Source organism: Nocardiopsis sp. NPDC057823, assembly GCF_042797335.1.
In the GTDB taxonomy this organism is placed as follows: Bacteria; Actinomycetota; Actinomycetes; order Streptosporangiales; family Streptosporangiaceae; genus Nocardiopsis; species Nocardiopsis changdeensis.
Genome location: NZ_JBHVLR010000009.1, coordinates 190,062 through 213,565, shown reverse-complemented (window position 1 = coordinate 213,565; position 23,504 = coordinate 190,062). Strand labels below are relative to the sequence as shown.

The 23,504-nt window shown below is 75.4% G+C and carries 18 protein-coding genes; 12 read left to right on the top strand and 6 right to left on the bottom strand.

Translation table 11 applies throughout. The features are described from left to right. The first annotated feature begins 178 nt into the window (after positions 1 to 178). Both ACFVNO_RS17245 and ACFVNO_RS17240 read left to right on the top strand, forming a co-directional pair. The gene (locus ACFVNO_RS17245) at positions 179 to 2,200 is read left to right on the top strand and encodes an acyltransferase family protein (protein WP_378893660.1); all 2,022 of its coding nucleotides are present in this window, start codon (positions 179 to 181) and stop codon (positions 2,198 to 2,200) included. A 128-nt stretch (positions 2,201 to 2,328) separates the two neighbouring features. Further along, positions 2,329 to 3,597, top strand: coding sequence for a helix-turn-helix domain-containing protein (locus tag ACFVNO_RS17240; RefSeq protein ID WP_378893657.1), 1,269 nt, complete (start codon positions 2,329 to 2,331; stop codon positions 3,595 to 3,597). 125 nt (positions 3,598 to 3,722) lie between these two features. Here ACFVNO_RS17240 and ACFVNO_RS17235 read toward each other — a convergent pair whose 3' ends face one another. Genes ACFVNO_RS17235 through ACFVNO_RS17225 form a run of 3 tightly spaced genes read right to left on the bottom strand, consistent with a single transcriptional unit; the run spans position 3,723 to position 7,602 of the window. Next, positions 3,723 to 4,889: a hypothetical protein gene (locus ACFVNO_RS17235; RefSeq protein ID WP_378893654.1), complete on the bottom strand. Its 1,167-nt coding sequence runs from the start codon at positions 4,887 to 4,889 to the stop codon at positions 3,723 to 3,725. Continuing rightward, complete coding sequence (locus ACFVNO_RS17230) at positions 4,886 to 6,898, bottom strand: hypothetical protein (protein ID WP_378893652.1); 2,013 nt, start codon at positions 6,896 to 6,898, stop codon at positions 4,886 to 4,888. The genes ACFVNO_RS17235 and ACFVNO_RS17230 overlap by 4 nt, the downstream gene beginning before the upstream one ends. Beyond that, a complete protein-coding gene (locus ACFVNO_RS17225) occupies positions 6,895 to 7,602 on the bottom strand; it encodes a toll/interleukin-1 receptor domain-containing protein (RefSeq protein WP_378893650.1) in 708 nt (235 codons plus the stop codon). The genes ACFVNO_RS17230 and ACFVNO_RS17225 overlap by 4 nt, the downstream gene beginning before the upstream one ends. Before the next feature lie 405 nt (positions 7,603 to 8,007). Here ACFVNO_RS17225 and grpE point away from each other — a divergent pair, with 405 nt between their 5' ends. The 8 genes from grpE (at position 8,008) to ACFVNO_RS17185 (ending at position 18,939) form a co-directional block, all read left to right on the top strand. Next, positions 8,008 to 8,565 (top strand): nucleotide exchange factor GrpE, encoded by a 558-nt coding sequence (gene grpE, locus ACFVNO_RS17220; protein ID WP_378893648.1) that lies wholly within the window; start codon positions 8,008 to 8,010, stop codon positions 8,563 to 8,565. Further along, positions 8,562 to 10,193: an Hsp70 family protein gene (locus ACFVNO_RS17215; RefSeq protein ID WP_220562781.1), complete on the top strand. Its 1,632-nt coding sequence runs from the start codon at positions 8,562 to 8,564 to the stop codon at positions 10,191 to 10,193. Before grpE ends, ACFVNO_RS17215 begins: the two co-directional genes overlap by 4 nt. A 68-nt stretch (positions 10,194 to 10,261) precedes the next feature. Continuing rightward, positions 10,262 to 13,207, top strand: coding sequence for a fibronectin type III domain-containing protein (locus tag ACFVNO_RS17210; protein ID WP_355265440.1), 2,946 nt, complete (start codon positions 10,262 to 10,264; stop codon positions 13,205 to 13,207). After that, the gene (locus tag ACFVNO_RS17205; protein WP_355265443.1) at positions 13,204 to 14,409 is read left to right on the top strand and encodes a hypothetical protein; all 1,206 of its coding nucleotides are present in this window, start codon (positions 13,204 to 13,206) and stop codon (positions 14,407 to 14,409) included. Before ACFVNO_RS17210 ends, ACFVNO_RS17205 begins: the two co-directional genes overlap by 4 nt. Continuing rightward, entirely contained in the window at positions 14,409 to 16,823 is a 2,415-nt protein-coding gene (locus ACFVNO_RS17200; RefSeq protein ID WP_355265446.1) for a GTPase-associated protein 1-related protein, read from the top strand. Before ACFVNO_RS17205 ends, ACFVNO_RS17200 begins: the two co-directional genes overlap by 1 nt. Next, positions 16,820 to 18,340 (top strand): hypothetical protein, encoded by a 1,521-nt coding sequence (locus tag ACFVNO_RS17195; protein WP_355265449.1) that lies wholly within the window; start codon positions 16,820 to 16,822, stop codon positions 18,338 to 18,340. The genes ACFVNO_RS17200 and ACFVNO_RS17195 overlap by 4 nt, the downstream gene beginning before the upstream one ends. After that, positions 18,337 to 18,507, top strand: a complete 171-nt coding sequence (locus ACFVNO_RS17190) for a hypothetical protein (protein WP_378893642.1) — start codon at positions 18,337 to 18,339, stop codon at positions 18,505 to 18,507. Before ACFVNO_RS17195 ends, ACFVNO_RS17190 begins: the two co-directional genes overlap by 4 nt. Positions 18,508 to 18,636: 129 nt before the next feature. Then, positions 18,637 to 18,939, top strand: a complete 303-nt coding sequence (locus ACFVNO_RS17185; RefSeq protein WP_355265455.1) for a YciI family protein — start codon at positions 18,637 to 18,639, stop codon at positions 18,937 to 18,939. A gap of 53 nt (positions 18,940 to 18,992) precedes the next feature. Here the strand turns inward: ACFVNO_RS17185 and ACFVNO_RS17180 are convergent, their stop codons facing one another. Further along, positions 18,993 to 19,265, bottom strand: a complete 273-nt coding sequence (locus tag ACFVNO_RS17180) for a hypothetical protein (RefSeq protein ID WP_378893638.1) — start codon at positions 19,263 to 19,265, stop codon at positions 18,993 to 18,995. A gap of 107 nt (positions 19,266 to 19,372) precedes the next feature. Continuing rightward, complete coding sequence (locus ACFVNO_RS17175) at positions 19,373 to 19,795, bottom strand: VOC family protein (RefSeq protein ID WP_355265461.1); 423 nt, start codon at positions 19,793 to 19,795, stop codon at positions 19,373 to 19,375. A gap of 111 nt (positions 19,796 to 19,906) precedes the next feature. On the opposite strand from ACFVNO_RS17175, the gene ACFVNO_RS17170 reads away from it, so the two are divergent. Then, positions 19,907 to 20,485, top strand: a complete 579-nt coding sequence (locus ACFVNO_RS17170) for a TetR/AcrR family transcriptional regulator (RefSeq protein WP_378893634.1) — start codon at positions 19,907 to 19,909, stop codon at positions 20,483 to 20,485. A 58-nt stretch (positions 20,486 to 20,543) separates the two neighbouring features. On the opposite strand, the gene ACFVNO_RS17165 is transcribed toward ACFVNO_RS17170, so the two are convergent. Next, entirely contained in the window at positions 20,544 to 21,026 is a 483-nt protein-coding gene (locus ACFVNO_RS17165) for a YkvA family protein (RefSeq protein WP_355265467.1), read from the bottom strand. A gap of 649 nt (positions 21,027 to 21,675) precedes the next feature. On the opposite strand from ACFVNO_RS17165, the gene ACFVNO_RS17160 reads away from it, so the two are divergent. Next, positions 21,676 to 23,451 (top strand): hypothetical protein, encoded by a 1,776-nt coding sequence (locus ACFVNO_RS17160; protein WP_378893630.1) that lies wholly within the window; start codon positions 21,676 to 21,678, stop codon positions 23,449 to 23,451. Positions 23,452 to 23,504: the final 53 nt, after the last annotated feature.

The window sequence follows — 23,504 nt, the reverse complement described above, 5'->3', positions numbered from 1 at the left end:
TGTGGCGAACATCCGGCCACGGGAGGATGTCGCCGCGACCGACATCGGGGGAACAAGAGGGCGCGTGTCGGCCTTCTGTGATCCGGCCCCTCGCATGACATAACAGAATGCGGACACACCTTCCCCCAACGACCGTTCCCCCGCACCGACCCTGTTCCCGCTCCCGGGGAGTCCCGCGATGTCCTCCGCTCCCGCTTCCACCGCCACGGAACGCCGTTTCCGTCCGGAGGTGCAGGGACTGCGCGCCGTCGCCGTCCTGCTCGTCCTCGTCTACCACCTGGATCCGTCGCTGCTGCCGGGCGGCTACGTCGGCGTCGACGTGTTCTTCGTGATCTCCGGCTTCCTCATCACATCGCTGCTCTACCGCGAGGCGTCCGGGCAGGGCCGGGTCTCCGTGGCCCGGTTCTACGCCCGCCGCGTCCGGCGGCTGCTGCCGGCGGCGACGGTGGTGCTGGTGGCGACGGGGGCCGCGTCGTACTTCCTGCTGCCGGTGACCCGGCTGACCGACACGATGTGGCAGCTGGTCGCCTCGGCCGCGTACGTGGAGAACCTCTACCTGGCGCGGCAGTCGGTGGACTACCTGGCGTCGGAGGTGGCGCCCTCCCCGGTGCAGCACTTCTGGTCGCTGTCGGTGGAGGAGCAGTTCTACCTGGTGTGGCCGCTGCTGTTCATCCTGTGGGCGGCGCTGCGCCGCCGGGGCGCGGGCACCGGGACGCTGGTGGCGCTGCTGGGTTCGCTGCTGGCGGCGTCGCTGCTGTGGTCGGTGGCCACGACGGGCGGGGAGCCGTCGGCGTACTTCCTGCCCACGACCCGCGCCTGGGAGCTGGCGGTGGGCGGCCTGCTGGCCGTCGGCCTGGCCCACGGCCGCCTGTCGGAGCGGGTGCGCCTGCCGCTGGGCTGGGCGGGGCTGGCCGCCATCGTCGCGGCGGCCGTGTTCTACGACGAGGCGACCCCGTTCCCGGGGTGGGCCGCGCTGCTGCCGGTGCTGGGGGCGGCGGCGGTGATCGCCGCCGAGCACGTGCAGGGCCCCCTGTCGGCGTCGGCGCCGCTGAGCACCGCCCCGGCGCGCTGGGTGGGCGACGTGTCGTACTCGCTGTACCTGTGGCACTGGCCGCTGATCGTGCTGACCCTGGCGGTGACCGGCCGCGACGAGCTCGGCTGGGCCCTGGCCGCGGCCGTGGGCGCGGCCTCGCTGCTGCTGGCCTGGGCGACCAAGGTGTGGGTGGAGGACCCGGTGCGGGACCACCGCCTGGTCCGCGGCGGCCGGGGCGCCCTGGCCGCCGCGGTCTCGGGGGTGCTGGTGGTGGCCGCGGTCGGCGCGACCCTGTACGTGCGGGTGGACCGCGTCGAGTCGGTGGAGTTCGACCCCAACGTGCACGTGGGGCCGCAGGCCCTGGGGCAGGCGCCCACCGGCGACCCGGTCTACCCGCCGCCGGTGCGGGCCGAGGACGACGCCCCGGTGCTGTACGACGACGACTGCCAGGCGTCCCAGACGGCGACGGCGCCCGAGGACCCGTGCGTGTACGGCCCCGAGGACGCCGACCGGACGGTGGCGGTGGTCGGGGACTCGCACAGCGCCCAGTGGGTGCCCGCGCTGATGGGCCTGGGCGAGGAGCGCGGCTGGCGGCTGGTGCTGTACACCAAGTCGTCGTGCGCGTTCACCGACACCATGACCAAGGGCCCCGAGGGCGGCCCGTACGAGTCGTGCCAGGAGTGGAACCGGGCCGTGGTCGAGGAGCTGGCCGAGCTGCGGCCCGACCTGGTGGTGACCAGTTCCTCCACCTCGGCGGTCCCGGCGCAGGGCGGCGAGGAGGACCGGGTGCCGATGCTGGCCGAGGGCATGACCCGGCTGTGGGGCGAGCTCGGCGAGGTGTCGGGGCCGATCGTGGCGCTGCGCGACACCCCGCGCCAGCGCCGCGACGTGGTGGAGTGCGTGGCCCGCAACCCCGAGGACCCCGGGGAGTGCACCATCCCCCTCTCGGAGGCGTTCAAGCGCGACGACCCCCAGGAGCGGGCCGTCGACTCCCTGCCCGGCGAGACCGCCCTCGTGGACATGAGCGACCTGTTCTGCGCGGGCGGCGAGTGCCCGGCCGTGATCGGCAACGTGATGGTCTACCGCGACTCGGGGCACATCACCAACACCTACGTCTCGCTGCTCACCGACCACCTCGGCGAACGCCTCGACGAGGCCCTCGCCTGATCCCGACCGACCATGGTCCCGTTTCCCCGCCCGTCGCGTCAGGGCATGTCCGTGAACGCCCCGTTTCCCGTCCTCTTTCCCCGGCGGGGACGGGCGACACGGGTCCCCCCGGGCGAAAGGCGGCGAGAATGTTCGGCGAAGAACTCCGCAGACTCCGTACACAGGCCGGTCTGTCCCTCAACGAACTGGCGGGGAAGGTCCACTACAGCAAGGGCTATCTGAGCCGGTTGGAGAACGGCCGCCAGGCCCCCTCCCGGGACATCGCCCTGGCGTGCGACCACGCGCTGGACGCCGGAGGCGCCCTGGCCCGCCTCGGCCCCCCGCAGACCCGCCGGGCCGAGGACGACATCCCGACGGAGCCGGAGAGGACCGGTCCGGAGGTATGGATCATGGCCATGAACGACGACGGCGGAACACACTTCACCGGGCTCGACCGGAGATCCGCCCTGTCTCTGGGAGGGGGCGTCCTGGCGGGGATCGCCATCCCGCCCCCGGTCGGCAGGGCAGGGTTCTCCGAATCCTCCCTGGCCGGCTTCCGCACCCAGCTCGCCCACCTGCGGGGCCTGGGTCAGCACACACCGCCGGCGATGATGGTCCCCCTCGTCATCGCCCACACCAACGCCCTGCGCCGACTGGCCCGGGACGCCCCCTCCCGGCACCGGGCCCCTGCGATCCGTCTGGCCGCCCGGTTCGCCGAGTACACCGGATGGATGGCCCAGGAGGCCGGGAACGACCAGGCGGCCCTCTGGTGGACCGATACCGCCGCGGCCATGGCCCGCGAGTCGGGGAGCCCCGACTTGGACCGGTACGCGCTGGTTCGCCGGGCGCTCGTCTCCCTGTACGCACAGGACGGGGAACGGACCGTGGAGTTGGCGGCCGCGGCCGACGATCCCGCGGCCTCACCCCGGGTGCGTGCCCTGGCCGCCAAACGGGAGGCCCAGGGGCACGCGCTTCTGGGCGACCGGACGGCATGCGAGCGGGCCCTGAAGCGGGCGCGAGACCTCCTGCCCCCGGTGTCCTCCCCCGACCCCGAGATCCTGGGGTCGTCGCACGTGCCCGACCCGGTCGGGGTGACCTGGGGCTGGTGCCTGGTGGACCTGGCTCTGCCCCGGGAGGCCGCCGAGATCCTGGACCGCGAGACAGCGCTGCTGCCCCCGGATGCCGTCCGATCCCGCCTCCGTTTCGGGGTGCGCAGGGCACTGGCCCATGCCCTGGCCGGCGAGATCGACCACGCCTGCCGGATCACCGGGGAACTCCTGGACACTCCGGGTACGACGATGACCGCGACCGTGGTCGCGGACCTGCGCCGCCTCGTATGGGCGCTGAACCGGCACCGCGGGCACCGGTCCGTCCGCGACCTCTCACCCCGGCTGGCCGCAGCACTGCGACAGGGCTGAGACGAGCCGGGGACCGGAGACCGGCCGGTGGGCGGGAACAGGTCCCGCCCACCGGAGCCGGATGCCGGATCCGGTCGCCGAAGTCGGTCGACGGGATCCGGCCGCCCGGGCTCGGTCGGCGGGGATCAGCGGACCGGTACCCCGTTCACCGGACCCGGCGACGGCACGGTGGGAGCCCCATCCGGATCCCCGCCGGGCGGACCGGCCTCGGGGTCTGGGGCGGGGCCGCCGCCGGGGTCGTAGTGCACGCGCAGACGCGCAGCCAGCGGAGCCTGGGCCGTCTGGGCCAGCACGTCGGAGATGCGGTTCGCCACGGCCAAGCGGATGTGCTCGTCCCCCGCCTCGTCGATAACGGCGGCGAACACGTCCAACGGGTCCTGGTCCCGGTTCTGCTGCCGGAGCCCCTCCCACTCCTCGTCGTCGCCGCCCTCCTCCATCCAGGGGGGAACGACCCTTGAGACCGCGGGCGCGGACCCGAACTCCTGCAGCGCCTCGGCCAGTTCCGGCTCCCACCCGCGCAGCCGTTCCCGCAGGTCTTCCAGGTCCGTTCCCTTCCCCGCCTCTGAAACGTAGGCGAGGATGTCCACCAACCGCGCCGTCCTGGTGACATCGGCGCCGTTGCGCACGAGGTCCCAGATGACGGCGTTCCCGGGGGTGGAGAACACATCGTCGGAGAAGTGTGCGCGTTTGCGGGCCTCCAGTTCGCACTCCATCTCCCACTCGTCGCACTTCTTGCGGAGTTCGGCGAGCCTCGCCAACCGTTCCGCGTCCTCTTCGGTGAGGCGGACGACGACGTCCTCGGCCCACACCTCCATCGTTCCGTCACCGGTGACCAGCGCCGTACCCAAAAGCTCGGCCAGGGTGTGCCGGACGAGGTCGGCCTCCGCGGCGGCGTGGGTTCCGGCGACCCTCCGGGCGGTGGAGACGACCAGGTTCTCCACCCGGCCCGCCGGGTTGCGTACCTCTGGTGCCTCCCCCCGCGTCCACCGCCACCGCACCGTGGCCGAGAAGAGGAACATGTAGTCGGCCTCGGCACTGGTCAGCCGGGCGTCCCGGACCCGCGTCGTCTGCACCGGTCCGGGCTCGCTCCGGGGCGCGGTGCCGTCGGCTCCGACGACCGGCGTCCGCTCCGCGGCGAAGGACGAGGACAGGAGCAGGAGGACTCCCACCAGGGCCCACACCAGGGGCGTCCATACCAGGGTCCACCCCTGGGCGAAGGGGTAGAGGGCGGCAGGGGTGACCACCACAGTCACGGCCATGATGATGACCCGTTTACGGGCGGGACCGCTCATCGTGTCTCCTTTTCTTCTTCTCGGGGGACGCGGATCTCCAGATCCAGGCCCTGGGCCCGGTCGATCCGCCGCAGGAGCTCGCGGGACCGCTCGGAGCGCAGGGAGCTCAGCTCGGTGTCCCGTGCCCGCCCCGGCCAGCGCAGAGCGGTCGCGTAGAGCAGGCAGGCACGGCCGGTGCCGTGAGCGGCCTCGACGAGGAGCCCCGGCATCGGTTCGGGGGCGTCGAACAACCGCTCCGCGTGGGCAGGGGCTTCCTGTGGAGCGTGTGCGAAGATCCCCTCCAGGCCGGCTCTGATCCACGTGCGGACCTTCTGCTCCGCGAGCGGCCCGGACCATGAGGAAACGAGCCGTTCGGGGTCGGTCAGGAGGGCGAACAGCTCCCGGTCGACGGCCCGGTCCCTGCGATCGGATCCGTGGAGCTTTCCCGAGACCCTGCGCAGCAGGGCGCGGTACAGCTGGGGGTCCTCGACGAGGGCGGCGAGCACGTCCACGGCCTCCGCCGCGACGACGGGGTCGCTGTTCTCCGCGAGCAGGTGCAGGCGGACGAGCGCTCCGTCGGGGTGGGTGGCCACTAGGTCCCGGGCGCAGACGGCGATCAGCACTCTGGCCGTATTCCGGTCCAGCCTGGGATTGCGCGCCCACTGGTAGATCGCTCCGCGAGCGGCCGCACCCTGCCAGGCGTCCTTGAGCGCCTCACCCAGAATCAGTGCCGCCTGGGAGGCACGGCGGTCCTGGGACCAGCCGGGCACCCGTGCCAGCAAGGCGTCCGAGCGGCGGGTCCGCAACACCTGGGCGGCCCAGAAGCGGGCCATGTCCTCGCGCTCCGGATCGGACATGCCGGGGTCGGCCGTGCAGGTGTCCACCCAGGCGGCGAACTCCCCCTGGAGGTGGGGGTGTGTGTCCCAGAAAGCGTTCCTGACGGCCTGCGCACGGCCGGGGCTGCGGAAACGGACACGGCGTTCCGCGTCCACGCGGAGCCCCACGCTCTTCAGCTCATCGGTGAAGGAGCGCCGCTCCAAGGGAGGTGTGTCGTCCTCGGGAGAACGGACCTCGGCCATCAAGCGATCCACGGCGGCCACGTGCTGTTCCACCGCGGCGCCTTCCAGGAAGGCTCCGGTGAACAGGACGGCCCGTCTGCGCCCGCTGTATCCGGCGATCTCGCGTATCACGTCGTCCGTGTCGACGCCGAGGGCGGCGAGAAGGCGGTCCGCGCACTCCCCTTCCTCCTGTTCGGCACGCCGTACCAGAGCGGTGATGTCGGCCATGGCCGCGTCCCGCGCCCAGGCGTCCACGGCGTCGGGGATCAGATGGGGCGGGGGTATCCGCGTACCGCGCACATGCCGGAGGATGACGCTGCGCGGTTCGGGTCGGCGTACCCGTACACAGCGGTCCCGCAGCTCACCGGGGAGTTCGGCCTCGTCCTCGGTATCGACGAGGACGATCATCCAGGCCCCGGCCGTGCGGACCTCGGAGACCAGGAACTCCAGTTCGGAGCGAAGGCGTCCCGGACGCGTTCCCGGGGATCCGCCGAGGTCGAGGAGAAGGAGTTCGTCGGGGTCGACCGTTCCAACGGTCAACGCGGGCCGGGGCCATTCCTCGGCGTCGACACGGCGCAGGTCACGGCGTCCCTCATGGCCCGCGGGGATCAGCGTCATGTGCGCGACCGTGCCGAGCCCCGCCCCGGGATCGCCGGACAGCGCGACGGTCCCGTGCCGACGCAACTCCTCCCGTACCTGTTCCTCGTCGTACCCCTGCGGGGCGACGTAGCGGGCTCGCAGCTCGGCCAGCCGGTCTTTGGTGACGGAGATGCGGGGGCGCTTCGCGCGCGTCAGCGGTTCGATCAGCAGCGCGGAGGCCTCGGCTCCCAGGGCGCCGGTGAAGACGTACTGGGCCCCGGAGCCGTGGTGCGCCGCGGAGCCCTCGTAGCTGTCCCGGCCGGCGACCGGCCCTGAGTTCCCGGCGATGAGCGTCCCACCGCCCTCGGTCGTCAGCGGGCCGTCCACGGTCACCGGCGCTCCTCACGGCGGGTGCTGCGGTACTGGGTTCCGAGGATCTGGTCCCCGGAGCCGTGGTGCACGGTGGAGCCGCTGTAGGAGTCCCGCCCGGCGACCGGCCCTGAGTTCCCGGCGATGAGCGTCCCACCGTCGCCGATGTCGCGCACCTGTACCCCCGTTCCCCCCACATCGCGCATGGTGTTGCCGATGTCCTCGGGCCGTGGCTCCTGCGCGGGTCCGGCCCCTTCCTCCAGGCGCGGGACCGCGATGGCGATCGCGTCGGCGATGTCGTCCAGGCCGCTCTGTGAGGTCCGGTGGTGATAGCGGCGGTACTGGCAGCGGGCCAGCCCCTGGATGTCCTCGGGGAGGTCGGCCGCGCGCAGCCGAGGGGCATCGCCGAACAGGACGGGGATCACCGGGGTCCCGGCATCCAGGGCCATGGCGATCTCCCGGCGCGTCCAGTCCGCGGGGTCTGAGAAGGCGGGGGCGGTGCCGCCGGGTCCGGGGACCCGGGTCCACTCGGGTCCGATCACGGCGATGAGAACGTCACAGCGTCGCACCGCGTCGACCAGGGCCCGGGTGAAGTCCTCACCCGCCTCGATCGACTTGCTCGCCAGGAAGACCTCGTGCTCACCGAACCTGCGGGACAGGTCCCGGTCCAACAGGGCGGCGATGTGCTCGCCATCGCCTGTGCGGTAGTTGATGAAGCAGCCTGCCATGGGGGTCCTCTCCGTCACGTGGGGGCGGGGCGGAGATGGACGGGGGCACGGTTCCACCTCCGAGACAGATCCTGTTCCGGACGGACCCGTCAGGAAAGGCCGAATGGTCCTGTTTCCCATCTCCTGTTCCAGGGGACACGGGAAACCGCGCAGTACCACCGGGAACTCCGGGCACCCCGGGGATCACCGCAAATCCATCGGGAAACCAATAAGTCACTCCCGACCGCATTTCGGTCGCATTCCGGAAAAGTTCTCCAGAGAACAAAAGGAGACGAATGTGACCTGGGACGCCACACCCTCCACGGGTTGACGTGTTTCCCTTTTTCCGCCACCTCCGCCGGAGTATCCTCGGCAAAAGGAGACCGGTAACGCCACTCGTGGAAATCGGCGGTGAAAGGCGGCCCGATGACGGCGTCCGACGACACGGCAACCCCCGACTCCCCCCGCCCCCTGGAACAGGTCCTCGCCTCCCTCGACGACCGGCTGGCCGCCCTCGACGAGCGCGCCCGGCACCGGGAGGCGGTCATCGACCGCCTGCACGCCGAGAACCGTGAGCTGCGCGCCGGCCAGGACCGCACCCTCTTCGACCCCGTCGTCACCGACCTCGTCCACCTGCACGACCAGCTCGCCCGCGAGGCCCGCGGCCTGCGCGAACGCGGTGAGGAGCGGCTGGCCGACCTGCTGGCCGGGTTCGCCGACGACACCCTGCTCTCCCTGGAGCGGCTGGGCGTCGAACCCGTCCACGCCGACGTCGGCGACCCCTTCCGCGCCGACCTGCACCGTCCGCTGGCCACCGTCGACCACCCCGACCCGGAGCGCGACGGCACCGTCGCCGAGATCACCGCCCCCGGCTTCCGGGACACCGTCACCGGGCGGATCCGGCGCCGGGTCCACGCCCGCTTCTTCCGCCACGTCGGCCCGGCGTCCCCCGAGGGGGCCGCCACACCTGGGAAAGGCTCATGACCACCTACGGAATCGACCTGGGCACCACCTACTCCTGCACGGCGTTCGTGGACGGCACCGGCCGGGCCACCGTCACCAAGAACGCCATGGGCAACGACACCACCCCCTCCGTCGTGTACTTCGAGTCCGCCCACAACGTCGTGGTCGGCGAGGAGGCCAAGAACACCGCCCTCCTCTTCCCCGACATGGTCGTCTCCCTGGTCAAACGGCAGATGGGCACCGACGCCCGCTACGAGTTCCACGGCCGGGCCCACGACCCGGAGTCGGTCTCGGCGCTGATCCTGCGCGAGCTGGCCCGGGCCGCCGGCGAGCACACCCGGGACAAGGTCGAGGACGTGGTCATCACCGTGCCCGCCTACTTCGGCGTGCACGAGAAGGAGGCCACCCGCCGCGCCGGGCTCATCGCCGGCCTGAACGTGCTGGACGTGGTGCCCGAGCCGGTGGCCGCCGCCCTGCACTACCAGAGCCTGGACTCCGGCTCGGGCGTGCGCCACCTGCTGGTCTTCGACCTGGGCGGCGGCACCTTCGACACCACGGTCATCCGGGTGGAGGACGAGGACGTGCGCGTGGTGTGCACCGACGGCGACCACCGGCTGGGCGGCGCGGACTGGGACCACAAGCTCGCCGACCTGCTGCTGGAGCTGTTCACCGAGCACCACCCGGACCCCGACCCGGCCGGGGACGAGCAGTTCCTGCAGGACGTGGCGTCGGCGGCCGAGCAGATCAAGCGCTCGCTCAGCACCCGCGAGCGCGCCCGGCACAACCTGCGCTTCGCCGGGTCGACGGTGCGCGTGGAGTTCACCCGCGGCGACCTGGAGGCCCTCACCTCCGACCTGCTGGAGCGCACCCTCACCATCACCGAGCGCACCCTGGAGGCGGCCCGCGAGCGCGGGGTGGAGCGGCTGGACGACGTCCTGCTGGTGGGCGGGATGACCCGCATGCCGGTGGTGGCGCGGTCGCTGCGCGAGCGCTTCGGGTTCGAGCCGCACCTGCACGAGCCCGACCTTGCGGTGGCCAAGGGCGCCGCCCTGTTCGCCCTGGTCCGGCAGGTCAAGAACGTCATGGAGGCGCCGGACCGCGACCCCGCCGAGCGCGCCCGCCGGGCCGAGGAGGTGGGCGCCGCCCTGGGCATCACCCGGGAGGAGGTGGAGCGGCTGGCGAACAAGACCGTCACGGGCGTGTCGCCGCGCGCCTTCGGGGTCAAGGCCACCGACGGCTCCGACCCGGTGTTCGCGACCGACCCGGGCCGGGCCCGCCAGTACATCAGCCACCTCATCCGGGCCAACACGCCGCTGCCGGTGACGGTGGAGGACGGGTTCGCGACGGTGTGGCCGGACCAGGAGCAGGTCGAGATCGACGTGTGGGAGCAGGCCGGCTCGGTGGCCTCCGAGGAGCTGGAGCACAACCTCCGGATCGGGGACGCCCTGCTCACCGGGCTGCCCAAGGGTCCGGCGGGGACGCCGTTCCGGATCGAGTTCAGCCTGGGCGCCACCGGGATGCTCGCGGTGCGCGGCTGGGACCCGGCCGGCGGCAGCGAGATCCGGTTCGACATCCGGATCGGCGGGATGGGCGAGGAGGAGGTGCGCCGGGCCCGGGACGCCATCGCGTCGATCCGCACCTCGGGGTGACCCCGGGGCCCGCCGGACGCGGGCGCGGGGACGGTGCGGAGCGGACTGCGGCGAGGGAGCGGACGGCGGTGCCCTGGGACGTACGGGAACGGCGGCGGTACGAGGACGAGGTGCTGGCGGCGGCGCGCACCGGCGGGCCGCCCGCCGACCTGTTCGTGCGCTACGGGGTGGGCCCGGAGCTGGAGCGGCGGCTGGCCGCCGACCCGGGGGCGTTCACCGCGCACGTCGCGGCGGTGTGCACCTACTGGCGGGGGCTCCAGGCGCGGCGCCGCACCCTGCGCCGGGTCCTGGTGGACCTGGTGGCGGCGCACGAGCGGCTGGACCGGGAGGGCGCGCTCACCCACGCGCACTTCTCCCGGGTGCGGGACGAGACCGCGCGGCGGGCGCTGGCGGAGTGGTCCGACATCGTCGACGGGCTCGCCACCTCCCTGGTGGACCGCTGGTCGCTGCGGGCGATGGCCGGGTCGGTGGGCCTGCCCGAGGCCGAGGCCGAGCGCCTGCTGCGGGAGCGGGGCGTGCGGGTGGTGGAGCGCCTGCCGGAGCTGCCGGTGCAGCCGCCGGTGCGGACCTTCCGCAGCCTGCGCGACAACCTGCGCACGCGGGGCGCGGTGTTCTCCCCCGAGGTGGTGTTCGGGGCGGGGCGGCTGGCGGGCGGGTTCACGGTGGTGGACGGGTTCCGGCTGGCGGACGGCGGCGTCCTGGACGACGCGGCGCTGGACGAGGCGGTGGCGCGGGTGCAGGTGGAGCCGCTGACCGAGGGCAAGGCGGCGGCGGAGAGCGTGCTGGGCGTGCTGCGCTCCTGCGGCTCCCGCGCCGGGCGCGACGCCGTGGTGCTGTGGGAGGTCGCCGAGGACCTGCGGGCGCGGCCGGCCGAGGTGGGCGAGGCGGCGCTGGCCCGCCCCTGGGTCCGCCGGGGGCTGCTGGAGTCGGAGGCGGCCCTGCTGGCGGCGGCGGTGCGCCGCCGCCCGGCGGGCTCGGACCGGATCGCCCGCGCCGAACGCGAGGTGCGCGACCTGCTCGCCGACGACCAGCTGCGCCAGGCCCAGGCCGCGGCGGCGGACCTGCCCGCCGACCACGGGCTGGCCGCCCAGGTCCGGGAGCGCGCGGCCCGGGTGGACGAACTGTCGGCCCGGGCGGAGGCGGCGCTGCGCGAGGGCCGCGACGAGGAGGCGGCACGGGCGCTGGCCGACGCCTGCGCGCTGGCCGCCGACGACGAGGCCCTGGTGGCGCGCCTGGGCGAGGTGCCGCCGCTGCCGCCGCGCGAGGTGCGCGCCCGGGTGGAGGGGCGCGGCGCCGTGGTGGTGTGGCGGCCCAGCCCGAGCCTGGTGGGGCGGATCGGCTACCGGGTGCTGCGCCGGGTGGGCCGCGGCGGCCGGGAGGTGCCGGTCGGGGAGGTGAACGGGACGGAGCTCATCGACCCGGGGCTGCCGGTGGGCGCGGAGGTGCGGTACACGGTGGCGGCGGTGCGCGAGGGGCGGGGCCTCTCCGAGCCGGTCGCGACCGACCCGGTGCTGCTCGCCCCGGAGGTCGCGGACCTGTCCGTGCACGCGGGCGAACGGGACGTGTCGGGGTCGTGGCGGGTGCCGCCGGAGGCGGTCCGGGTGGAGGTGGTGCGCGGCGAGGGCGCCCCGCCGCGGGGCGGCGACGGGGTCCGCGTGGCGACCGACGGGATGGGGTTCCGGGATCCGGACGTGCGGCCGGACGTGGAGTACTACTACCGCGTGCGGGCGGTGTACCTGACCTCGGGGGGCTCGGCCTGCGGCTCGGAGGGACTGGTGCGCCGGGTGGTGCCGGGCCCGCCCCCGCCGCCGGTGGAGGACCTGCTGGTGGTGCCGGACGACGAGGGCGGGTTCACCGCCTCCTGGACCCCGCCGGCCCGCGGGCGCGTGTCCCTGCGCACCGCGCCCGCTCCGCCGCCCTGGCCCCCGGGCGCCCGCGTCCCCCCGGCCGACCTCGCCGCGCACGGTGACCCCGTGCCCTTCACCGACCCGCCCGCGCCCCCCGGTCCCGGCGGCGCCGACACCGGTGGTGCCGCCGGGGCCGGAGTGGTCCGCAGCGGACGGCGCACCGGCCGCCCGCCGGCGACCGCAACGGTGACGCCTGTGTCCCCCGAGACCCCTGATGCCCACGAGATACGGGTGACGCCCCCACCGGCGATGCCCGAGCCCTCCTGGGCCGCCGGTGCCCCCGGGACGGCTGGAAGCCGCGAGACGCTCGATGCCCACGAGGCGATCGAGGTATCCGGGACGACCGGGGACCGAACGGCGGCCGAGGGGTCCGGGACGGCCGGCGCCCCCGAGGGAACGGGCACCGCGCGGCCGGAGCGGGTGCGGGTGGGCGTGGCGCTGGGGGCGGGGACGCACCACGTGGTGGCGGTGACCTCGTGCGGCGACCAGGCCGTGGTCGGCGGTTCCGTGCGGGTGGTGGCCGTGCCCTCCGTGACGGGGCTGCACGCACGGCGGTTCGGCGACCTGGTGCGGCTGGGCTGGACCTGGCCCGAGGAGGCGGCCGCCGCCCGGGTGTCCTGGCGCTCCTTCGGCTCCCCGCAGGGCGGCGAGCGCCTGTGCGAGCGCCCCCGGTACGAGGCCGGGGGCGGGTTCGAGGCCCCCATGGGCCCCGGCCCGGTGCGGGTGGCCGTGCGCGCCGTCGTCGGCGGCGTCCCGGGCCCGCCCGCCGCCCTCACCGTCCCCGGCGGCCCCGTGCTCGACTACCACGTCGTCCCCGCCGGGCTGCTGCGCCGCGACCGGCGGGTCACCCTGGCCGCCCGGACCGACTGCACCTCCCCGCGCGTCGCCGTCGTCTACGCCGAGGGCGGGTTCCCGCCGGACCGCGCCGACCAGGGCCGGGTGCTGGCCGTGTTCCCGTCCCAGCGGCTCACCGCGGGCCGGCGGCTGTCCCTGCGGGTCCGCCCGCCCCGGCCCTCCGGCCCCGCCTGGCTGGTGTGCCTCCCCGTGGGGGACGACCCGCACGGCACCCGGCTGTGCCAGCCCTCGGTGAAGGAGCTCCGCCTTTGACCGCTCTCGACCTGCTGCGCCCGGCGCGCGCCGACCGCCTCGTGTGCCCCTACTGCTACACCCGGCTCACCGAACGCCTCATCCTGTTCCGCTGCACCGGCCGCCCCGGCCCCGACGGCTCCCGGTGCGCCCCCGTCGACGACGCCGCGGTCCGCGCCCACCTGGGCCGCCGCGAGCGCCTGCCGCCGGTGTTCGCCGCCGACGGCCGCCGCCCCCGCGCGGTGTGCCCCGACTGCGGCGCCTCCACCGCGACCCGGGTGTGCGTCACCTGCCACGCCCGGCTGCCGGTGAACTTCGGCCGCATCCCCGGCCGCCTCATTGCTCTAGTCGGCGCCCGCGAGTCCGGCAAGACCGTGTTCATGACCGTGCTCATCCACGAGCTGATGCACCGGGTCGGCGCCCGGTTCCAGGCCTCGGTCGGCGGGTCCGACGACCACACCCGGCACCGCTTCCACACCGACTACGAGTCCCCGCTGTACGACGACGCCCGCCTGCTGGCCGCCACCCGCCGCACCGGGGCGGCCCGCGAGCCCCTGGTGTTCCGGTTCACCACCCGCCCGCGCGGCCCGTGGTCGCGCCGCCCCCGGCACACGCTGCTGTCGTTCTTCGACACCGCGGGCGAGGACCTCACCACGCAGGAGAGCGTGGAGACCAACCTGCGCTACCTCGACAACGCCGACGGGGTCATCCTGCTGCTGGACCCGCTGCGGATGCGGGGCGCCCGCGCCGAGGCCGCCCCCGGCACCCCCCTGCCGCCGTCCGAACGCTCCGAGCACCCGCCGCTGGACATGCTGAGCCGGGTCACCGACCTGCTGCTGCACCGGGCGGGCTCACCCTCGCGGCTCATCCCCGTTCCGATGGCGGTGTGCCTGACCAAGCTCGACGTGTTCCACGACGCGCTCGACCCGGGCTCGCCACTGCGCCGCCCCCAGCCCGACGCCCCCTACTTCGACGAGTCCGACAGCCGCGACGTGCACGTCCAGATCCGGCGGCTGCTGCACCGGTGGGACGGCGGCCGCATCGACGCGCACATCACCAACCACTACGCCGACGCCCGGTACTTCGGGGTGTCGGCGCTCGGGCACGCCCCCGACGCCGAGCAGCGCCTGCGGGGCGGGGTGCGCCCCTACCGGGTCGCCGACCCGTTCCTGTGGATGCTCGGCGGCTTCGGGGTGGTCCCGTCCCGCGAAGGGCGGTCCTGATGGGTTTCGCGCAGCTCTACTACACCTCGTGCGAGCACGGGCTGTCGGGGTACGCGGGCTACCAGTTCAACGCGGCCACGCCGGGGGTGGACCAGCGGGTGCTGCAGGAGGTGGAGCGGTTCACCGTGTACGAGCCGCCCGGCGGCCGGGTGGAGGAGCACCCGGTGAACCTGTGCTACTCCCCCGACCTGGGCGGGTACCCGGTGGTGAGCCGGATCGTGTCGTGCGGCCCGGACCCGTCGGGGCGGCCGGGCAACTACTTCGCGCACAGCCTGGTGGGGGCCGGCGGACCGCTGGCGGCCGAGCTGTGGGACGCCGACTTCTGGGTGTCGGCCCCGGTGTCCGACCGCGACCTGCCGGTGCTGGAGGTGCCCGGCGGACCGCTGGGCCGGGCGCGCACCGACTCCTGGGTGCGCCGCCGCCCGCCGGAGCTGGTGGTGCGGCTGCTGGCGGCGGTGGACGCCGCGATCGCCGGGGGGCGGCCGGTGGTACTGGTCGCCGACAGCGCGACGGTGGCGCACTGGGTGGCGGCGCTGGCGCACCTGCTGCCGCCGGACCGGGCCCGGGCCATGGCGTTCTCGACCTACTGCGCCAGCCCCCAGGAGACGTTCGCCCACGTGGTGGGGGTGCCGCCGGGCGTCGACCCGGAACCGCTGCGGGGCCGGTTCACGGTGGTGGACCCGGTGGTGGGCGCTCTGGACGCGCTGCCCGCCCCGCCGCCCGCGAGCGGGGAGGCGGCCGCCCGGGCGGTGGCGGCGGGGACCGCGGGGGCCGAGCGGCTGTGGCGGGCGGCGGAGCGCCGCGCGGGCGGCCGGGAGGCCTCCCTGGCGGACTGGCACCCGGTGCTGGTCGCCACCGAACTGCTCGCCGCCCCGTCCGGCGCTCCCTCCACCGGTGTGACGGCGGCGGAGCTGCGCGCGGTGCGCGCCTGGCTCCCGGCGGCCGTGGAGTGGCTGCCCGCCCGGGACGCCGCGGCGCTGGCCGACCGGGTGGTCGACGACGGGGCGGCCGACGCCCGCGTGCTGGCCGACCTGCAGAGGGTGGCGCACCGGACGGGTTCGCCCGCGCTGATCGGCCGGCTGGACCGGCTGGTGGTCCACCGCTGCCTGGACGGGATCGTGGCGGGGGCGGCGGCCCCGGCCGCGCTGCCGACGCGTTCCGAGCCGGTTCGGGAGGCGGCGCGGGAGCGGATCGCCGACCTGCTCTCGGCGCCGTTCCCCGGATCCGCCGCGCCCGGCCGGGACGGCGTTCCGGAGTGGACGCCGCCGGAGCGGGCGGTGGAGCTGCTGCGCTGGTCCCGTGCCTGCGGTCTGGTCCCGTCGGCCCTGGCGCTGGAGCGGTACGGGCACGGGGTGGTGGGACCGCTGCTGGCGGCCGCCCCGCCGGGGGACGCCCCCGGACCGGCGGTCGAGGCCCTGCTCTCCGCCCACCCGGAGGTGCGGCGCGGGGCTGCGGCCCGGCTGGCCGACCTGCCCCGGGACCGGCTGGGCGAGCTGGCGTGCGGCCCGGTGGGCGCGCTGTTCACCGGGGACCGCGACGGCGGGGCGCTGCTGCGGGAGCTGCGGCGGTTGGGCCTGGACGGGCGGGAGGACCCGGCCCGGCTGCTGGAGGAGGTGGCCGTGATCCGTGTCGGGGGCCGGGCGGCGGGATCCCCCGGGGTGCCGGCGCACGACGTGGACGCGTCGCTGCTGGACGAGGTGTGGGGGCGCGGGCACGGCCCCCGGGCCGCGCTGCGCACGCTGCGGGTCCTGGGGACGGGGGTGCGGACGGCCCCGGACGTGGCGGGGTGGGTGTGCGCGCCGCTGCTGGCCGCTCCCCCGGTGGGCGCCGAACCCGCCTGGCACGCCCTGGCCGAGGAGGTGGCGGGCCACGCGCTGCGCGGGGGGATCCCGGCGGAGGCGGAGCGGGTGCTCGGCGACCGGGCGGCCCTGGAGGCGGCCCTGGACTCCTGGTCGCGGACGGTGGAGTCCGGCGCGGCCGACGCCCCCGGCCCGTGGGCCCTGCTGGCCCGGTCGCACCCCACCCCCGCCGACGTGTCGCTGCGGGCCGTGGCCGCGCTGCTGCTGGACCGGTGGGGGCCGCCGACCGCGGCGCGGGTGCTGCGGGACTGCCCGGAGGAGGTGTTCGTCGCCTACCGGGAGGCGGCCGCCCACCGCCTGTGCGACGACCCGCCGGACACCGGCGCCGCCGCCCGCGTGTACCTGGCGGCGCTGCGGTCGGGGCTGGGCCCCGGGCGGGCGGCGGTCGTGGAACAGGAGGTGCTGCTCCCGGCCCTGGCGGGCTGGGGGCGGCGGAACACCGGACGGGTGCGGCGGCGGCTGCCGCGCGAGGAGGCCGCCGGGTTCGACCTGTGGGTGCGCGGGCACCGGTCCCGGCGCGGCCTGTTCGGGGTCCGGGGAGGTGACCGGGTGTGAGCGGCGTCCGCGGACACGACGGCGGTGCGGCCCGGCCCGAGGCCGCCCTCCTGGGCGTTCTCCTGCTGGTCTCGGTGGGCGCGGTCGTGGTGCTGCTGCGCTGGTGGATCCTGGCGGCGGTGGTGAGCCTGCTGGTCGGCGCGGGGGTGCTGGCCGCGGTGGCGGGCCTGGTCGTCCTGACGTGGCTGTACCTGCGGGAGGTGCACCGGGTCATGCTCGGCGGCGACCACCCCGCCGAGCCCGTGCCCGACGGCCGCGAGGAGCCGGCCCACCGCGGGTACCACGGCGGCCCGGCCTGGTGGGACCTGTGCGCGGCGGTGCGGCGGACCTGGCGGGCGTCCGCGCTGTGGGGCGTGCTGCTGCTCCCCCACGTCACCGCCCACGCCCTGGTGGTGGGCGCCTACCTGGCGGCCGCCTGGTCCCTGGCCGGGGCGCTGCGGCTGGTGGACACGGGGCTGCGGACGGTGCGCCGGATCCGGATGGTGTGCCCGGAGTGCTACCGGCGGCTGCCCTACCCGGCCTACCTGTGCGGCCGCTGCGGGCGGCGGCACGACCGGGTCCGCCCGGGCGCGCGCGGCCTGCTGCGCAGGCGCTGCCGCTGCGACCGCACCCTGCCCACCCTCATCCTGCTGGGCGCGGCCGACCTGGAGACGCTGTGCCCGCACTGCGACCGGCCGCTGGAGCACCGGCCCGGGGAGGCGCGCGAGTTCCTGCTGCCGCTGTTCGGCGGCACGGGGGCGGGCAAGACCCGGCTGGCGGCGGGGCTGCACCTGGCCCTGGAGCAGGCGGCCCGGCACGGGCCGGACTCCTACCTCGAACCGCTCGGCGAGGAGGCGGCGCGGCTCTCCCGCGAGGGCGCGCGCGTGTCGGCCCCCGACCACCGCACCCGCCCCACCCCGCCGGGCCGCAAGGTGCGCGCGGCGACGGCGCGGCTGGGGGCGGGGCGCCGGGCCCTGGTCCTGCAGGTGTTCGACGCCGCCGGGGAGCGGTTCAACCGCTCCGCCACCACCGAGGAGCTCGCCTACCTGGGTGAGGCGTCCACGTTCGTGCTGGTGGTGGACCCGCTGGGGATCCCGGCGGTGTGGCGCTGCCTGACCGCCGCCGAACGCGACCGGCTGGCCGGGGAGCGCTCGCACACCCGCGACCCGGAGCTGGCCTACGGCACGGTGCGCGACGAGGTCGAGCGCGGCCGGCGGTCTCCCGAACGCGGCCCGAGCGGCCGGCTCGCGGTGGTGGTCACCCGCGGCGACCTGGTGCGCGGCACCTCCGTGGACCCGGGCGCGGTCCCGGTGCGCGAGTGGGCCGAGCACCGCCTGGGGCTGGGCAACCTGCTGGCCCGGGCGGAGGCGGACTTCGGGTCGGTGCGGGTGTTCCTGACCTCGGCGGTGGCCGGTCCCGACGGGCGGGCCGACCCCAGCCTGCACGGGCTGGCGGCCTGGCTGCTGCTCCCCGAGGGCCGGGCGTTCGCCGAGCTGGCCTGCGGCCCCGCGCCCGCAGCGGCGGGCGGTGCCCGGTGACCCCGCCGCCGGTCCCGCGCGGCCACCGGGCGGCGCGCCGGGCCATCGCCGCCGCCGTGTACGTGCTGGCCGTCGCCCTCACCCTGGTCCTGGCCGCCGCGCTCGTCCGCTCGGGCGCCGACATGGTCGTGCGCACCTGGGAGTACGCCGCCCACCGCGCCCGCTGACTCAGGCCGTCCCCGGTCCCCGGGCGGTCCGCGGCGCGCAACGGGGTGACCCGGCGCCCCGGCCGCGCGCGGGCGCGGCCGGTCCGGGATCATGGGGCGGTACAACCCAGCCACCAGGAGGGACGCCCCATGGCCGTCTACGCCGTCACCTACATCTACGCCGAGAACAGCACCGCCGCCCGCGACGAGCACCGCCCCGCGCACCGCGAGTACCTGAACGGGCTCTCCGAGCAGGGCGTCAACCTGGTCTCGGGCCCGTTCGGCGCCCAGGACGACCCGGGCGCGCTGCTGCTGTTCCGCGCCGGCTCCGCCGAGGAGGTGCGCGCCCTGCTGGAGAAGGACCCCTTCGTCCTGGAGGGCGTGGTCGCGGAGACCCTGGTCCGCGAGTGGATCGCGGTGCTGGGCCCGCTGGCGGAACACCTCCGGCCGTAGGACGCGGGACCGTCGGGGCGGCGGCGCGTCCCGCGCCGCCGCCCCGGCGCGTGTCAGAGCAGGCCCTGCTCCTCGTAGTAGCCCCGCACCCCGGGGTGCAGCGTGTCGGGGTCGATCCCGACCAGCGCGTTCTCCACCCGGACCCACTCCCCGTGGGCGGCCTCGGCCGGCCCCGCGTACATGGTCTCCACCGGCAGGCGGGCGAGTTCCCCGTCGAGCCCGGGCGGGGCGTAGAGCGTGTCCCAGGTGCTCACCAGGGTGATCTCCTCCTGGCCGAGGTAGGTCCGCGCGTCGACGGCGACCGGGGAGTAGAAGGAGTCCTCCACGGCGACCTCCTCCGCCGGGGAGGACTCCGCGGTGCAACACGTTCGAGGGCACGAGCACCCCGGCCTGGACCGGGGTGCGGACGGGGTTCACGGCGGAGCACCCCGGATCACTCCGGGAGGAACCCGTTGTCCTTCAGCCACTGCGGGTCGGGCTCGACCATCTGGAGGATCTCCACGAACAGCCCCTGCGGCCCGGCGACCTGGAAGCGGTACTGCCCCCAGGGCTCGCGGCTCAGCGGCAGCGTGACCTCCAGCCCGGCCTCGCGCAGGCGCTTCTCCTCCGCCTCCACGTCGGGGACGAGGAAGGCCACGAGGGCTCCGGAGACGGCCCGGCCGCGCAGCCCCTCCGGAGAGGAGTCGTGGTCGCGGGCGACGAAGTCCAGCGAGAAGTTCTTGTGCTGCGGGTGCTGGGTGTTGATGTACCAGCCGATGTCGATGCCGAGCTCGAAGCCGAAGTGCTCGACGAACCAGTCGGCGGCCGCGCGGGGCTCGTCGCACAGGTAGGCGGTGCCGATGAGGTTCACATGCATGGTGTCTCCCTGGGGTAGGCTGTTGACCACTGCATTTAAAGTACTACACCTGAAGTTGTCCGTGCAACACGCTTCCCCACCCCAGGGGAACGCAGAGAGAGGAGGCGGACGATGGTCCGCAGGAACCCCGAGCGCCGCCGCGCCCTGCTGGACGCCGCCATCGACGTGCTCGCCGAGGAGGGCGCGCGCGGGCTGACCTTCCGCGCCGTGGACGCCCGCGCGGGCGTCCCCACCGGCACCGCGTCCAACTACTTCAGCGACCGCGCCCAGCTGCTGCTGCAGGCGGGCGCCCACGTCCACGTGCGGCTGACCCCCACCGAGGAGTTCATGGCGTCGTTCGCCGACACCGCGCCCAGCCGCGAACAGACCCGCGTCGGCATGCACGACCTGCTGCGCCGGATCCGGGGCGACCGCAACGGCTACCTGGCCCTGCTGGAACTGCGCCTGGAGGCCAACCGCCACCCGGGCATCCGCACGGAGCTCACCCGCACCATCCGCGACACCCTGGAGGACAACGTGCGCCTCCACCTGGAGGGCGGCTTCCCCGGGGACCGTTCCACCGTGATCACGCTCTACCTGGCGATGACCGGCCTGTTCCTGGAGTCCCTGACCCTGCCCGACGTGCTCGGCGACGAGGACCCCGGGGTGCTGGTGGACCGGATGATCGACACCATCGTCCCCCCGGGCTGACCGGGGCCGGACGCGCCGAAGGCGGGCCGCGGCCCGCCTTCGGTGTCGTCTCGGGTGTCTAGCGCGGGGCCTTGCCGGGCTCCCGCCGCGGGGCCGTGCGGCCGGCCTCGGCGCCCTGCGGGGGCACGCCCGAACCCTGGGCACCCGCCCCCGGGCCCGCCTGCCCCCGGGCCCCCTGCCAGCCCGCGTTGGCCTGGGAGAAGGCCTGCTGCGCCCGCTCGTCCCGCTCCTTGCGGAGGAAGCGCTCGCTCTCGCCCAGCAGCATGGTGGTCAGCCACACGGCGGCGCCGACGTCGTCGGTGAGGCCGAGCAGCGGCACGAACAGCTCGGGAACGAAGTCGATCGGCGAGACGATGTAGAGCGTCAGGGCGATCATGCCGAGCATCTTGGCCGCGCTCATCTCGGGGTAGCGGCCCCGGACCTTGGCCCACATCATGCGCGGAACGGCTCCGGCCCGCTGCCACACGGAGATGTTGCCGTCCGTGTTCTGGATGACCTGCCAGGCGGCGGCGCCCGCGGCGGCGCGGTTTTCCTTGCGCATCGTTCGTCTCCTCTGGGGGGCGCGTGGCTTCTCAAGATATGACGCGAAACCCGCTCTGATCGTTCCCGGTGGGACGGCCGTCAACCGCGAAGAGACGAATACGACACCCGACCGTGCACCTGGGGCAACACCCACCCCTGCGCCACCACCCTCCACGTCCGCCCCAGGGTGCGGGAAAAACGGGAGTGCGGTTGTCCACAACCGGGCCCTGGTCCCTGGTGACGAAAGAAAAAGGAGGGCATTCTAGGGGGGTCGCCAGAACGCCGCACACACGCGAACGCAGTACCAGAACAACGGACACCAGCCCAAAAAGGGGACACAGCAGACAAAAAGCCCAAGAGTCGACGACCAGCACGGTGACCCGGCGCCCCTCGTGGCCGCACGCGGTCGCCGGGACCCCCGGATCCCCCGCGTACCAGGGCCGCCGGAGAACGACGGCCGCCCCGCGGCCCGCCCCCACGTGCCCCGGGGTCCGACCCCGCCCTCCCCCGAGACCGAGATCAGCGCCCTTCCCCCGTCGATCGCGGAAAAACGCGAGGGCTCCCGCGCCCTGGCACACATTCGTTACGATGCGACCGAGTGGGGCATTCCACACGGAACGCCATCCGGCACATCCCACCCCAGGCGCAGAACCGATGGAGCTTGCCCAGTGTCCACAGCCCTACCTCGGTCGGCGACGGCCGTCGCCCTGTTGGCGGACATCCCCAGCACGGGCCACGTGGGCGAGGTCCGGGCGCAGCGCTTCACGATGCACGGCGACGGCATCGGCGAACGCAGCGCCGCGTTCGTCGCCTTCGCCCGGCAGCAGATCGCCGAGGACCGCAAGGTCGTCGCGCTGTACCCGTCCTGGCGGGAGGACGACGCCCGGCGCGCCGTGAACTTCGCCCGCGGGGCCCTGCGCACCGACCACATCGCCGGCGTCCCGCTGGACCTGGCGCCCCTGGCCCTGTCCCTGGTCGCCGACCAGCTGGCCTACCTGGCGCCGTACCTGCCGCCGGGCATGGTGGCCGCGCTGTCCGCCGAACTGCCCCGCCACCTGCTCGCGGGCGCCTGGCTCAAGACCGTGTCGGGGCTGGAGACCATCCCCACCTCGGTCCGCCAGCACATGGGCTCGTACGCGCCGACCGTGTCGTTCCTGGCGTACTGCGCGCCCATCCTGCGGGTGGAGCGGCTGCGGCCCGCGGAGGTGGCCCGGCGGCTGCCGTTCCGGCCGGTGCAGCCGGTGCAGCTGCTGTGCTCGACGCCCGACCCGGCCATCACGGCGGTGTTCGACGACAACCTCCCGCAGGCGATCCAGCCGGTCGCGACCCGCTCCCTGCCCGCGCAGCCGCTGGGGCCCGTGTACTGGGGCACCTCCAAGTACGTGGAGTTCGTGGCCCTGAGCGCGCACCCGCAGGCGCTCGCCTACGCGGCCGGGGCGGTGCGGGCCTCGGCCTGCTCCTGGTGCGGCGAGCCCATGACGGCGGCCCCCTGCCCGTTCTGCGCCTCCGGCTCGGCCCGCAGCCCCCTGCGGACCCGGATGTCCGGGCCGGCCGACGCGCACCCCCCGGTGACCGACACCGGCACCTGGACCCGCCCCGAACCCCGCCCGAACGGCGGTCGGCAGGCCCCGTCCCCGGACGCGGTCTCCCCCTGGGCCGCTCCCGGCACCGGCGGCCACCGCACCGCCGACCCGGCACCGGACACCCGCGGCGCGGCCGCGCCCCTTCCGGACGCCGGCCTCCCCCCGGCCGCCGCACGCCCGCGCCCGCCGGCCCCCGCCTTCGGCGACCGGCCCACGGGCGCACCGGCCGCGCAGGGCCCGCCGGCGGCACCGGGCACCCCGGCCCCGGCGGCCCCCTCCGGACGTCCGCCCGCCGACACCGCCGCCGCGTGGGCCGCGCGGACCGGCGACGGCCACCGCACCGCCGCCACGGGCCCCGACCCCGTCCGCGCCCCGGGGTCGCAGACCCCGCCGGCGGACGGCCGCCGGCCCGTCCGGGAGCACCGGCCCGCCGACGACGGGGTGTGGGTGCGGGGCGAGCCCGTGCCCGGCGACACCGCGGCGGCGTGGGCGGCCCGGGCCGCCGGATCCCCGCGGGGCGCCCGCGAGGGCATCGCCGCGACCGGGCGGCGCGACGAGCACGACCGGCCCCCGTACGGCGACCAGCACCTGTCCCTGGAGGCCGAGGCCCTGCCGCCGGTCACCGTGGACGAGGACGCCTGGCACTCCACCGTCGACGGCCTCCCCCACGGCGCCCCGCGCCCCACCGCGCCCCGACCACCCGCCGACCCCGACCCCGGGGACCGCGGCGGAGCCCCCGCTGCGGACCCGCGGACCGCCGGCGGCCCCGACCCCCGACCACCCGCCCCCGACCGACCCGAGAACCCTCCGCTCGCGGGACGCGCGCCGCGCCCCGAAATCCCCCGGACCTACTCCCGCTAGGACCCCGGCCCCGGACGGGTCGCCCGCAACGAGCCTGGAAACGGAAACAGACC